Raw genomic sequence first — 12,658 nt, forward strand, 5'->3', positions numbered from 1 at the left:
CCGGCGCATCAGGAGGTTGCGGGACATGAGGCGCTTGTTCTGGCTCGGTATCGGCGTCGCCGTCGGGGTGATCGTGGTCCGCAAGGCGACCCGGACCGCCCAGGCGTACACGCCGGCGGGTGTCGCCAGCTCGCTGACGGAATCCGCTGGCGGGCTCGTCGAGTCGCTGCGTAGTTTCGTGGAGGACGTCCGTGTAGGGATGGCCGAACGCGAGCAGGAGATCCACCACGCGTTCGCCCAGGGCGAGGCGTTCGACGACAAGTTCGCCGACCTGCGGGAAGACCCGCGTATCGGTGATCGGGAAATCTTTCCGGAGGAACACCAGCGATGAAGACGGCGGAGATCAAGCGGCGGTACCTCGCGCACTTCGAGGCGAATGGCCACACCGTGGTGCCGTCCGCTCCGCTGCCCGCCATCAACGACCCGAACCTGTTGTTCGTCAACGCCGGTATGGTGCAGTTCGTCCCGTACTTCCTGGGTCAGCAGACACCCGCGTACCAGCGGGCGGTGAGTGTGCAGAAGTGCATCCGTACCCCGGACATCGACGAGGTCGGCAAGACCAGCCGGCACGGCACGTTCTTCCAGATGAACGGCAACTTCTCGTTCGGTGACTACTTCAAGGCCGGGGCGATCCCGCTGGCGTGGGACCTGGTCACCAAGTCACAGGCCGACGGCGGGTTCGGGTTGGACCCGGAGCGCGTCTGGCCGACGGTGTACCTGGACGACGACGAGGCGTATGAGATCTGGCGGTCGGTGGGGGTGCCCGCCGAGCGGATCGTGCGTCGCGGCAAGGCTGACAACTTCTGGTCGATGGGCATTCCCGGGCCGTGCGGTCCGTGCTCCGAGCTGTTCTACGACCGGGGTCCGGAGTACGGCCGCGAGGGTGGCCCGGCGGTCGACGAGGACCGCTACATGGAGTTCTGGAACCTCGTGTTCATGCAGTTCGAGCGGGGTCCGGGCACCAGCAAGGAGGACTACCCGATCCTGGGTGACCTGCCGGCGAAGAACATCGACACCGGCATGGGCCTGGAGCGGATGGCCTCGATCCTGCAGGGTGTGGACAACCTGTACGAGATCGACGAGGTCCGGCCGATCCTGGCCCGCGCCGCGGAGCTGACCGGTAAGCGCTACGGGGCGCACTCCGGGCATGTGGCCAGCGAGTCGCACCCGGACGACGTGCGGTTGCGGGTGATCGCGGACCACGTGCGGACGGCGTTGATGCTGATCGGCGACGGGGTGACCCCGTCGAACGAGGGCCGTGGGTACGTGCTGCGGCGGATCATGCGCCGGGCGATCCGGTCGATCCGGCTGTTGGGCTGGCAGGAGCGGGCGCTGCCCGAGCTGCTGCCGGTGGCCCGGGACTGCATGGCGCCGTCGTACCCGGAGCTGGCGACCGACTTCGACCGGATCGCTGACTACGCGTACGCGGAGGAGGAGGCGTTCCTGTCCACCCTGCGGGCGGGCACGACGATCCTGGACACGGCGATCGCGGAGACCCGTACGGCGGGTGGTTCGGCGTTGTCGGGGGCGAAGGCGTTCCAGTTGCACGACACGTACGGCTTCCCGATCGACCTGACCCTGGAGATCGCCGCGGAGCAGGGCCTCAGCGTCGACGACGAGGGTTTCCGCCGGCTGATGGCCGACCAGCGGACCCGGGCGAAGGCGGACGCGCAGGCCCGTAAGACCGGCCACGTCGACCTGTCGGCGTACCGCTCGGTGCTCGACGCGGGTGGGCCGGTGACGTTCACCGGGTACAGCGAGGTGTCCCGCGAGTCGACGGTGCGGGCGTTGCTCGGCGCCGACGGCCCGCGCCAGGCGGCGACCGAGGGCGACACCATCGAGCTGGTGCTGGACACCACCCCGTTCTACGCCGAGGGCGGTGGCCAGCAGCCCGACCAGGGCATGATCACGGTGGGTGGCGGGCAGGTCGAGGTGCTCGACGTGCAGCAGCCGGTGCCGGGTCTGATCGTGCACCGCGCCCGGGTCATCCGGGGTGAGGTGCGCGCCGGTGAGGCCGGCTTCGCCGAGATCGACACGACCCGGCGTCGGGCGATCTCCCGGTCGCACACCGCCACGCACCTGGTGCACCAGACGATGCGCAACTTCCTCGGCGAGTCCGCCACGCAGGCGGGGTCGTTGAACGCGCCCGGTCGACTCCGGTTCGACTTCAACACCCCGACCGGGGTGTCGCCGAGCGTCCTGCGTGACGTGGAGCAGCAGGTCAACGAGGTGCTCCTGGCCGACCTGGAGGTGCACGCCTTCATCACCTCGCTGGAGGAGGCGCGGCGGATCGGCGCGATGGCGCTCTTCGGCGAGAAGTACGGCGAGGAGGTGCGGGTCGTCGAGGTGGGTGACTACGCCCGTGAGCTGTGCGGCGGCACGCACGTGGCCCGGTCGGCCCAGCTCGGCCTCGTGAAGATCCTCTCCGAGTCGTCCATCGGGTCGGGTGTCCGCCGGGTCGAGGCGCTTGTCGGCATGGACGCCTTCGGCTTCCTGGCCAAGGAGCACCTGCTCGTCTCCCGGCTGGCGGAGCTGTACCGGGTGCCGAACGACCAGGTCGCTGACCGGGTGGAGCAGACGGTCTCCCAGCTTCGGGACGCCGAGAGGGAGCTGGAGAAGCTGCGCGCCCAGTTGGTGCTGGGTGGCGCGGCGGCGCTCGCGGCGCAGGCCAAGGACGTGCGCGGGGTCGCGTACGTGGGCACCGAGGCGCCGGAGGGCGCGGCCGGTAACGACGTGCGGACCCTGGCCCAGGAGATCCGCGGCAAGATCGACCCGGCGCGGCCGGCGGTCGTCGCGGTGGCGGCCCGATCGAACGGCAAGGCGTCCCTGGTGGTCGCTGTCAACGCGGCGGCGCGGGGCCGTGGCCTGGCCGCGTCGGATCTGGTGAAGGCGGCGTTCTCCGGGCGCGGCGGTGGCAGCCCCGACCTCGCGCAGGGCGGCGGTCTGCCGGCGGCCGAGGCGCCGAACCTGCTGCTCACCGTCGAGAAGGCGATCACCGAGGCGTGACTGATCATTACTGTGAGTCAGGGCGGGCCGTCTGGTCCGCCCTGGTTCGTACCCGGTCCGTGGTGACGTTCGGTGGCTGAGCTGACGCGTGGTGTGCGAATCGGCGTGGACGTCGGTCAGGTGCGGGTGGGCGTGTCCCGCTCGGATCCCGACGGGATCTTGGCGACGCCGCTGGTCACGCTGGCCCGTGATCTCACGGCGGCGCCGGACGCGGTGCCCAGCGATCTTGCCGAGCTGGCCGCGTTGGTGGCCGAGTACGAGGCCGTCGGGGTTGTCGTCGGTCTTCCGGTCAATCTCGCCGGCAAACACGGCCCTGCGGCCGTCCAGGTGAAGGCGTACGCTGACCGACTGGTCGATGTGATTGCGCCTGTCCCGGTAACGCTCACTGACGAGAGGATGTCGACCGTGGTCGCTTCTCGTAGGCTTGCCGAGCGTGGCGTCCGAGGTAAACGTCAACGTGCGGTTGTCGATCAGGCGGCCGCGGTGGAGATCCTGCAGAGCTGGCTGGACGCGCAGCGGAGGCGGACGTAATGATCGACGATCTGGATCTTGGGTTCGACGAGGCGGAGCGGGGGGAGAAGGGTCGGCACCGGCGCGGCTTCCGCAACCGCAAGGGCGGGTCCGGTGGCGGCCGGGGCAAGACGTTCCTGGCTCTGCTGATGGCCCTGCTCCTGCTCGGCGGCATCGGCGGCGGCGCGTTCTACGGCTTCGACCGCATCCAGAACTACTTCGTCACCCCCGACTACGACGGCAGCGGCTCCGGTGAGATCACCGTCGAGATCAAGAACGGCGCGTTGCTGGCCGACATGGCCGACGCCCTCGTGGCGGCCGGCGTGGTGAAGAGCCAGAAGGCCTTCATCGAGGCGGCCGACGCCAACTCCCGCAGCAAGAACATCCAGCCGGGCACGTACAAGCTGCGCAAGCAGATGAGCGGCGCGAACGCGGTGACCGCGATGCTCGACCTGAAGAACAAAATCGTCAACGGGCTGACCATCCCCGAGGGCCGCACGAGCTTCAACATCTACAAGTTGCTCTCCGACAAGACCAAGATTCCGGTCAAGGACTTCCAGGCCGCCGCGAAGGACCCGGAGGCGCTCGGCGTCCCGGACTGGTGGTTCAAGCGCGCCGACGGCAAGAAGTCCGTCAAGTCCGTCGAGGGCTTCCTCTTCCCGGACACGTACGAGATCCCGCCGAAGTCCACCGCCGAGAGCGTCCTCAAGCTGATGGTGAACCGCTTCCTCTCGGTGACGGGTGAGATGAAGTTCGCCGACCGGGTGCAGGAGGAACGCGGCGGTGTCAGCCCGTACGAGGCGCTGATCGTGGCCTCCCTCGCCCAAGCCGAGGCGGGCAACAAGGACGACCTCGGCAAGGTCGCCCGGGTGGCCTACAACCGGGTGTACGGCGAGTTCAACTGCAACTGCCTGGAGATGGACGTCACAGTCAACTACTACCTGGAGTCGATCGGCAAGCCGACCAAGTCGTCCAAGCAGATGACGGCGGCCGAGTTGGACGACTCGAAGAACCCGTACAACCGCAAGCTGCGCGGCATGATCCCCACCCCGATCAACAATCCGGGCAAGCAGGCCCTGGAGGGGGCGATGGACCCGCCGTCCGGCAAGTGGCTCTACTTCGTGGCGATCGACAAGCAGGGCCATTCCGCCTTCGCCGAGACGTACGAGGAGCAGCGGCGCAACGAGAACAAGGCCCGCGAGGCCGGCATCATCTGACCGGGGACTTGAACGTGATGTCGACGGTGACCGGTGATGACCGTGTCGATTCGTAGAGCCGCGGTGCTGGGCAAGCCGATCGCGCACTCCCTCTCCCCGGTGATCCACACCGCGGGCTACGTCGCCGCCGGGCTGGCCGACTGGTCGTACACCCGGATCGAGTGCGCGGCGGCGGAGCTGCCGGGTCTGGTCGCCGGCCTGGGCCCGGAGTGGGCCGGGTTGTCGGTGACCATGCCGGGCAAGGAGGCGGCGCTCGCCGTGGCCGACGCCGCCTCGCCGGTCGCCGCCGCCGTCGGTGCCGCCAACACGTTGGTACGACGTCCGGACGGCTCCTGGTACGCGGACAACACCGACGTCGCCGGCATGGTGCGGGTGCTCACCGACGCCGGCGTGACCCCGGGTGCCGCCGTGACGGTGCTCGGCGCCGGCGGGACGGCCCGCGCCGCGCTCGCGGCGGCGGCGGAGCTGGCCTGCTCGTCGGTGACGGTGGTGGCCCGTCGGCCCGAGGCGGTCGACGAGTTGCGCCAGGTGGCCGGCGCGGTGGGCGTCACACTGACGCCCGCGCCCTGGGCCGACGCACCCCGCCGGTTCGCCGCCGCCGACGTGGTCGTCTCCACGGTGCCGAAGGGGGTCGCCGACCCGCTGGCCGGCACGGTGGCCTGGCGGTCGGGCGCGGTGTTCTTCGACGCGCTCTACGACCCGTGGCCGACACCGTTGGCGACGGCCGCCGACGCGGCCGGCTGCCGGATCGTCTCCGGTCTGGATCTGCTGCTGGCCCAGGCGGTCGGGCAGTTCGAGCAGTTCACCGGCGTGACCGCGCCGAGGGTGGCGATGGCTGCCGCGTTGACGGCAGCTCGCGCCGGCTGACGGACCGGTCAGACGGGCTCAGCCATCGAGGGCATTGACTGTGGGCGGGCTCCGCGGGCATGGTGTGGGAAGGGCTCCGGCCAGAGCCCGTTGGCTTCTCCGAGGTGTTTTCTTAGCTGAGGGTTAAGACGCGCTTACGGAAAACTGTCCTACCTGCCACATGTCCTGGTCATCGATACGCTGCTCAGCGTTACGGACTCAGACACAGGGAGTTTCCTTGACCAGGCACGGACTGCACCGCATCACCCGTTTCCGCTCCGGCCCCCGCCGCAAGGCGATTGCCATCGGCCTGGTCGGCGGTTCGGTGGTGGCCGGCATGGTGGCAACCATGATGCCGCTGCTGGCCAACGACGACCTGTCGATCCGGGCGGCGGCGGACACCACCGCCACCACGGTGTCCCAGGACGGTGACAACGCGTCCAAGCCCACACTGGCCACCTGTGCGACGCGTTGCGACGGCAACCCGCGCGGTGGCCGTGAGGCGGTCATCGAGTTCGGTGTGACAACGGTTCCGTCCACTGCGGTCAACGTCCGGGCGACGCTGCGGGTGTACGCCTGGCAGCCGTTCGCCGCCACCGTGACGGCGCACGCCTCGCCGCTGAGCGCCCGCGAGTCGCGGCCTCCCCTGACGTCGGCAGGTGCTGCCCTGGACCGGGTGACAAGTGTGGCGAAGGGCTTCAACGAGTGGGACGTCTCCAAACTCGTCACCGGCAACGGCACCTGGACGGTCTCGTTGGCGCAGAGCGGTCTGGAGAGTCGGATCTACTGGGCATCGGTCGAGAACCGCAACCCTGACCTGCGGCCCAACCTGCTGATCAGCTATGACCTCGGGGCCTCGCCGACGGTGGCACCGACCCGTCCGGCGCCACCGCCGTCGCCCAGCGGGTCGCCGAGCACCACGCCGAAGCCGTCGCCGACCATCGCCCCGACCCGGACGGCGACCCCGAGCGCCAGCGGCACCCTCCCGTCCGGCAAGTGCGGGTCCGTCTCGGACAAGCTCGTCCCGTCCTGCGGCGCCTGGTGGGGCATGTACAACCCCGCCGGGGCGGCCGGCGGCTGGGACCACGGCAAGGCCGTCACCGACGTGGAGAAGCAGGTCGGGCGCAAGTTCGACATCGTCCACCGCTACCACGACTTCTCCAACGCCGGCAGCAACGGCGCCTTCCCCGACACGTACGAACAGCAGCAGATGCGCGAAGGCCGGCTGATGTTCTTCGCCTGGGAGTCCCGTGACTTCTCGGCCGGGATCACCCTCAGGTGGTCGGATGTCTACGGCGGCAAGCAGGACGACACCATCGACGCGGTAGCGGGCCGGATCAAGGCCGCCAAGGTGCCCGTCTTCATCGGCTTCGACCACGAGCCGGAGGACGAGCCGGCCAAGGGCAGCGACGCCGACTTCGTCCGGGCCTGGCGCTACGTCCACGAGCGCTTCGCCGCGGTCGGCGCGACGAACGCGGTCTGGGTCTGGACGATGATGGGCTGGTCGGGCCACAACTCCCGGTACGCCGGGCTGTATCCGGGTGACCGGTACGTCGACTGGGTGGCCTACGACCCGTACAACTTCCACGTCTGCAACGGCAGTACGGTGTGGAGGAGCCCGAGCAGCACTGTCGGCGATTTCTACCGCTGGTTGGACGACAACAGCATCGGTGCCGACAAGCCGCGGATGCTCGCCGAGTTCGGTACCAACTTCAACGCCGCCGATCTGGGTGCCAAGCAGCGTTGGTTCCAGGATTTCCCGGCCGCGCTAAAAGCCCACCCGAAGATCAAGGCAGCCATTTACTTCAACTCGGCCGGCATGACCAGCCGCACGTCGACCTGCGACATGACGATGAACCACGATGCCTCTTCGGTGGCCGGTTTCACGCAGGCAGGGCAGGACCCGTACCTGCGGCAGCCGACCGGGGGAATCCGCTGACGAGAGTCTGAGGGGCGGCAACTCTCCATCCCCGCTGCTGCCGTCGAAATCCAGCACTGTCGCAATTGTGACTCGACCACAATGCTGAATATTGGTCGATGGCGTGACCCCGAAGATTGCCGAGATCAGGACGGAGGGTTGACGGGGAGCAGACAGAACGGCTGCTTTCGCGGAGCGTCCCAGTCCCCTAACGTGTCACCTCGAACGCCATGCGGTGGTGCCAGCGGATCCTGAACGGGGTCGATGCTCGGTGCCCGGGTGAGAGGGGACCGATGACGTCGGCGAACATCAGACGGCTGCACGCCACCGCTGTGGCGGGCTCAGCCGCCGGTCGACGGGGCGGCGGTGTCCGACTGTGGTCCTGATCTACGTTCTTGGGGCGTTGTCGGTACTGGTACCCATGGTGCTGGTCCCGGTGGTGGCGACCCGTTGGGTGCCCGCCGTCCGGGCCAGCCGGGTGGCTGACCGACTGCGGGTCGCGGTAGCCGGGCTCACCGAGGCTTTCGGCCGGCTGGGGGCCGCGCTGGTCATCCTGCTCGCCGGGTGCGCGGCGGTGGTGGCGATCTGCTGGCCTCTCGGTGAGTTGCTGTCCAGACTGGAACCCTCGGTCGACCATGCGGTCTTCGACTACGTGCATGCCCGTCGTGTCGAGACGTGGGCCGACATCAACACGTTCATCACCGCTATCGGCGACCGTTACCCGCTCAAGTGGGTGACGGTGGTAGCGGCGATCGTCTTCGCCATCCTCTGGCGCCGGCGCCGATGGTGGATCCCGCTCGTCGCGATGCCGTTGCAGTTCGTCGTCGAGCAGTACACCCAGCAGATCCTGGCGCTGACCGTCAACCGCGGTCACCCACCGACCGACCTGGGCACCTACCCGTCCGGCGGCTGCGCCCGGGTCATGCTCACCTTCGGTACCATCGCGGTCCTGGCGGGGTTGACCTGGAAGATCCCGAAACGTGGCCGAATCGCGATGGCGACAGCACTGACCGTGTTGGTCGCCGTCGAGGGGTACACCCGGCTCTATGCCGAGCGGCACTGGTTCACCGACGTCATCGGTGGTTGGATCTTCGCCACCCTGCTGTTCGGCGTGATGGTGCTGACGGTGCTGGTGGCCGAGAATCGGGTGCGTCCGCCCGTTCGGTCAGCGGATGAGACTCCCGTCGCGGTGAGCAGCACCATCTGATCGTCACCTGATACAAAAGCCGTCCATCGTCGTCGCGTGGGGCTGGCGACAGCCCACTCGGCGGATGTCGGAAAATATGATCGGCGAGGCACGCTACGCGGGTTCTCGTCCAACTTGGAGGCGCAGCGTGCCCAAAGTTCCGCTCTCTCGGTCGTCCGCCGGGTTTCGTATCCGGGTGGCCGTGGTCGCTCTGACGACCGTTGCCGCGGTGTTGGTCGCCCCGTCCGCCACCTCTGCCGCCGTGGTAGCGGCTCCGGAGACGGCGACCGTCGTGTCGACAAATCCCGCCGACAACACCCCCCATGGTCGCGACGGCGAGACCCGCGCCTTCGCGCAGGTCGGCTCGCAGGTGTACGTGGGAGGCAGCTTCACCCAGATTCGGCAGACCGCCACCGCCGCCTGGGTCACGCAGAGTTACCTGTTCGCGTACGACCGGACCACCGGGACGATCTCGACCACCTTCCTGCCGGTTCTCGACGGCGCGGTCAACACCCTGCTCGCCGGTCCGAACGGCACCCTCATCGTCGGCGGCGCGTTCAAGACGGTCAACGGGGTCTCCCGGAAGAACCTGGTGGCGCTCGACCCGACGACCGGGGAGACCATCGCCAGCTGGGTCGGCCGCTCCGACGGCGGCATGGTCCGGGACATGGTGCTGCGCGGCAACTGGCTCTACGTCGCCGGCGCGTTCAACTGGCTGAACGGTGCCGCGCACTCCGGCCTGGGACGCCTCAACGCCACAACGGGCGCGATCGACCCGACGTTCAACATCAACGCCACCGTCGGGCGGCACGGCACCGGCTCGTACGGCTGGACGATCGATGTCACCCCGGACGGGCAGACGATGATCGCGGGTGGCAACTTCACCCTGGTCAACGGGCTCTCCCGTAACCAGATGGCGATGATCGACCTCTCTGGGACGCCGACGGTGCTGGACTGGAGCACCGACAAGTTCGTCGCGCCGTGCGCCGCACCGGAGACCTTCGTGCACTACGTGCAGGACCTGAAGTTCGGCGCGGACGGCACCTGGTTCGTCGTCGGCACCAACGGTGGCGCGGGCTGGCCGGCTGCCTACTGTGACGCACTGATCAGGTTCGAGACCGCAGACCGGGGCAGCGGCATGTTGGGCACCTGGGTCGACTACACCGGTAACGACACCATCACCTCGGTGGAGGTGGCGGACAACACCATCTACCTGGGCGGCCACTTCCGGTGGCTGAACAACCCCAATGCCAGCGACGCGGCCGGCAATGGTGCGATCGACCGGCTCGGCATCGCCGCGGTCACCCCGGCGACCGGTCTGCCGGTCGCCTGGAACCCCGGCCGTCGCGGCAGCGCGTCCATGCCTGCCGGCACCGCCACCTGGGGCTCACAGGTTCCGGTGCTCTGGCGGGGCAGTGACGGGCTCTACTTCGGGCACAACTCCGACGGCATGGGCAGCGAATACCACGGCCGGCTCGGCATGTTCCCGCTTGCTGGCGGCCGTACCTTCGCCCCGAAGAACCCGCCGACCGCGGCCACCGGCAACCTCTACCTCGGCACGGGTGAGGGTCAGCTGGCCAAGGCGTCGTTCAACGGCACGACCGTCGGCGCCGCCACCACCGTCAGCCAGCCCAACTACACCAACGCCGGAGCGACGTGGCGGGTGAGTGACCGCATCTACTGGTCGCACACAGTGACCGGCACCCCCACCGGCAGCCGCCTCGACGTGTCGATGTTCAACGGTGGCGCGATCGGCGTCCCGTGGGAGTCGTCCGGGTTCAACGACTGGTTCAACCCGGCGGGCCTGACCGGTGCGTTCTATCTCAACGGTCGGCTCTACTACACCCGCAGTGGTGCCAACGCGCTCTACTACCGCTACTTCGAGATCGACGGCAACTACCTGGGTGCCACCGAGTTCACACTGCCGACGACGGCGGTCACCTGGTCGTCGGTGCGCGGCATGGCCTGGGTCGACGGTCGGATCGTGTACGGCGGAACGGACGGTACGCTACGCGGCGTGCCGTTCGATCCCACGGCCAACCCGGCTGTCGACGGCGCGACAGGCACGGAGATCGCACCGGCGGGCGGTGGGTTGACCTGGTCCACGCCGCAGATGTTCTTCTCTGTGCAGTGACGACTGGTCCGATCGTCACCGCGCGACGATAAGAGCGCGGTCGGGCCGGCGGCGGACCACGTCGCCGGCCCGGAACGTCACAGGGGGTGGACGAACCTGCAGCCGCGGTGTCGTCCACGCCCAGGCAACTCACAACAGACGGTGAAGTTCTATGGCTGATGCACCTCCCGGTTCCTGGCCCGCCGATGCGTTCGGTGGTGGGGGCACGCCGGCCCGTACCGTCACCCTGACGGACCTGCTCCGCGTCCCTCTGCACCGGGTCCGGCTGGTAGGGGCGGTCGCCGCATTCGGCTTCCTCGCCGCCCTCGGTTACGTCCTCATCCTGCCGGGCGCGGTCACCGCGAGCGCTGTGGTGGCGGTGCGCCCGGTCGTCACCGACGCGTTCACTCCGAGCGGTGCGGCCGCCGACCGGGCGGTGAACATGAACGTGGAGAGTGGCATCGCCACCGGGACCGAGGTGGTGCAGCGGCTCGCGGCGGAGGGCAGGGACCAGCGTGACGTGCGCGACGCCCTCGAGGTCGAGGTGCCGACCGGCGGGCAGATCCTGCGCTTCACGTTCACCGATCGCTCCACCGACAATGCGGTGCGCAACGCCAACCTGGCCGCGCAGACCTACCTCGACGTGCGCCGGACGATGTACGAGAAGCAGCGGGCCGAGATGCTCAAGCGCTACGACGAGAGCATCGAGGACGTGGAGAAGCAGCGGGACGCGTTGCAGCGGCGGATCGCGAGCGCACGCGACGGCTCGTTGGACGCCGCCATCGCCGAACTGGGCGGCACCAACAATCAGCTGACCCAGTTGAAGTCCTCCCGGACCGAGATCGCGGCGGTCGACGTCAACCCGGGCTGGATCACGCAGAGCGCCGAGAACGTCCTGGTGTCGTCGAGCGGGCACATCCTGTTGTACGTGCTGGCCGGGCTGCTCGGAGGGGCGCTGCTGGGCGTGGTGCTGGCGTACGCCTGGGAATCGGTGGACCGCCGGGTCCGTTCGGTGCACGACGGGCGTGACGTCACGGGCCTGCCACTGCTGGGGACCGTCCGTGGTCGGAGGTTTCGCGGCCGGGGCAAGGCGGTGGACGCCGACATCCGGTACGCGGCCATGGCCATCGCCGAGCGGGTCCGTGAACCTGCCCGGGTGGCGCTGCTGACCACCCGTGAGGACCAGACCGCCATCACCGCCGGTCTCGCGGTGGCGCTCGCCGCGACCGGTCGGGAGGTCTACGTGGCCGACGACAGTGGTCGCCTCGACCGGTTGCGCGGCGCGGTGTTGGCGGACCGTGACCACCTGCCCGCCACGGCCAACCCGGCACGCCCCGTCGTGCCGAAGCCCCGGACGGCCGAGTCGGGCACCGGCAAGGACGCCACCGAGCCGATTCCCACCCGTCGTCCGTCCCCGTACCCGCCGGGCACGTACTCGTCGGCGGATCCGGACGCCACCATGACGCTGCCACGCGCGGGCCTGAGCGCGGCCTCGACCGACATGAGCATGGTCGGGAGCAGCGCGGAGAAGGTGACTGTCGGCGCTGGCGGAGTTCGCTTCGGCACGTGGCGCCAACGCGCCGCAACGGGTGTCGTGCTCTTCAACGCGCCGGCGTCGGAGGCCGACGAGCGCGGCGTGGCGGCGGCTCGTCAGGGCACCGCGGTGGTGGTGGTGGAGCAGGACAGAACTCGTCAGGCGGATTTGCGCCGGCTGGCGGAACGGCTGCTCGCGGCCGGTGTGACCCCACTCGGGTTCGTGCTCACCCGCAGCGGACGGGGCTGACCGTGTCCGTCGCTGTCGCTCTGGACAGCAGCGAGCCGAACCGGTACGCACCGAGCGTCTCCCCGCCTCCACCTCCTCG

9 protein-coding genes are annotated in these 12,658 nt (G+C 69.1%); all 9 read left to right on the forward strand.

Annotated elements, in window-relative coordinates; all coding sequences use genetic code 11:
* The first annotated feature begins 25 nt into the window (after nucleotides 1-25).
* The 9 genes from ABZ406_RS23950 (at nucleotide 26) to ABZ406_RS23990 (ending at nucleotide 12,579) form a co-directional block, all read left to right on the forward strand.
* A complete protein-coding gene (locus ABZ406_RS23950) occupies nucleotides 26-331 on the forward strand; it encodes a hypothetical protein (RefSeq protein ID WP_357765647.1) in 306 nt (101 codons plus the stop codon).
* Nucleotides 328-3,006 (forward strand): alanine--tRNA ligase, encoded by a 2,679-nt coding sequence (gene alaS, locus ABZ406_RS23955; RefSeq protein WP_357765652.1) that lies wholly within the window; start codon nucleotides 328-330, stop codon nucleotides 3,004-3,006. Before ABZ406_RS23950 ends, alaS begins: the two co-directional genes overlap by 4 nt.
* Before the next feature lie 72 nt (nucleotides 3,007-3,078).
* Nucleotides 3,079-3,537: a Holliday junction resolvase RuvX gene (gene ruvX, locus ABZ406_RS23960; RefSeq protein WP_357765654.1), complete on the forward strand. Its 459-nt coding sequence runs from the start codon at nucleotides 3,079-3,081 to the stop codon at nucleotides 3,535-3,537.
* Entirely contained in the window at nucleotides 3,537-4,733 is a 1,197-nt protein-coding gene (gene mltG, locus ABZ406_RS23965) for an endolytic transglycosylase MltG (protein WP_357765657.1), read from the forward strand. The genes ruvX and mltG overlap by 1 nt, the downstream gene beginning before the upstream one ends.
* A gap of 36 nt (nucleotides 4,734-4,769) precedes the next feature.
* Entirely contained in the window at nucleotides 4,770-5,600 is an 831-nt protein-coding gene (locus ABZ406_RS23970; protein ID WP_357765660.1) for a shikimate dehydrogenase, read from the forward strand.
* Nucleotides 5,601-5,817: 217 nt separating this feature from the next.
* Complete coding sequence (locus ABZ406_RS23975; RefSeq protein ID WP_357765663.1) at nucleotides 5,818-7,518, forward strand: glycosyl hydrolase; 1,701 nt, start codon at nucleotides 5,818-5,820, stop codon at nucleotides 7,516-7,518.
* Between the two features lie 382 nt (nucleotides 7,519-7,900).
* The gene (locus ABZ406_RS23980; RefSeq protein WP_357765666.1) at nucleotides 7,901-8,704 is read left to right on the forward strand and encodes a phosphatase PAP2 family protein; all 804 of its coding nucleotides are present in this window, start codon (nucleotides 7,901-7,903) and stop codon (nucleotides 8,702-8,704) included.
* A gap of 181 nt (nucleotides 8,705-8,885) precedes the next feature.
* Nucleotides 8,886-10,817 carry a hypothetical protein gene (locus tag ABZ406_RS23985; RefSeq protein WP_357765668.1) on the forward strand — a complete coding sequence of 644 codons (1,932 nt, stop codon included), beginning with the start codon at nucleotides 8,886-8,888 and terminating at the stop codon, nucleotides 10,815-10,817.
* 151 nt (nucleotides 10,818-10,968) lie between these two features.
* A complete protein-coding gene (locus tag ABZ406_RS23990) occupies nucleotides 10,969-12,579 on the forward strand; it encodes a lipopolysaccharide biosynthesis protein (RefSeq protein WP_357765671.1) in 1,611 nt (536 codons plus the stop codon).
* The last annotated feature ends 79 nt before the right edge of the window (nucleotides 12,580-12,658 follow it).

Source organism: Micromonospora sp. NPDC005710 (assembly GCF_040630995.1).
Lineage (GTDB): Bacteria > Actinomycetota > Actinomycetes > Mycobacteriales > Micromonosporaceae > Micromonospora.

Excerpts from the sequence above, each read along its gene's own strand:
- ABZ406_RS23950 (WP_357765647.1), top strand. The coding sequence starts at position 26 with ATGAGGCGCTTGTTCTGGCTCGGTATCGGCGTCGCCGTCGGGGTGATC.
- alaS (WP_357765652.1), top strand. The coding sequence starts at position 328 with ATGAAGACGGCGGAGATCAAGCGGCGGTACCTCGCGCACTTCGAGGCG.
- mltG (WP_357765657.1), top strand. The coding sequence starts at position 3,537 with ATGATCGACGATCTGGATCTTGGGTTCGACGAGGCGGAGCGGGGGGAG.
- ABZ406_RS23970 (WP_357765660.1), top strand. The coding sequence starts at position 4,770 with ATGACCGTGTCGATTCGTAGAGCCGCGGTGCTGGGCAAGCCGATCGCG.
- ABZ406_RS23990 (WP_357765671.1), top strand. The coding sequence starts at position 10,969 with ATGGCTGATGCACCTCCCGGTTCCTGGCCCGCCGATGCGTTCGGTGGT.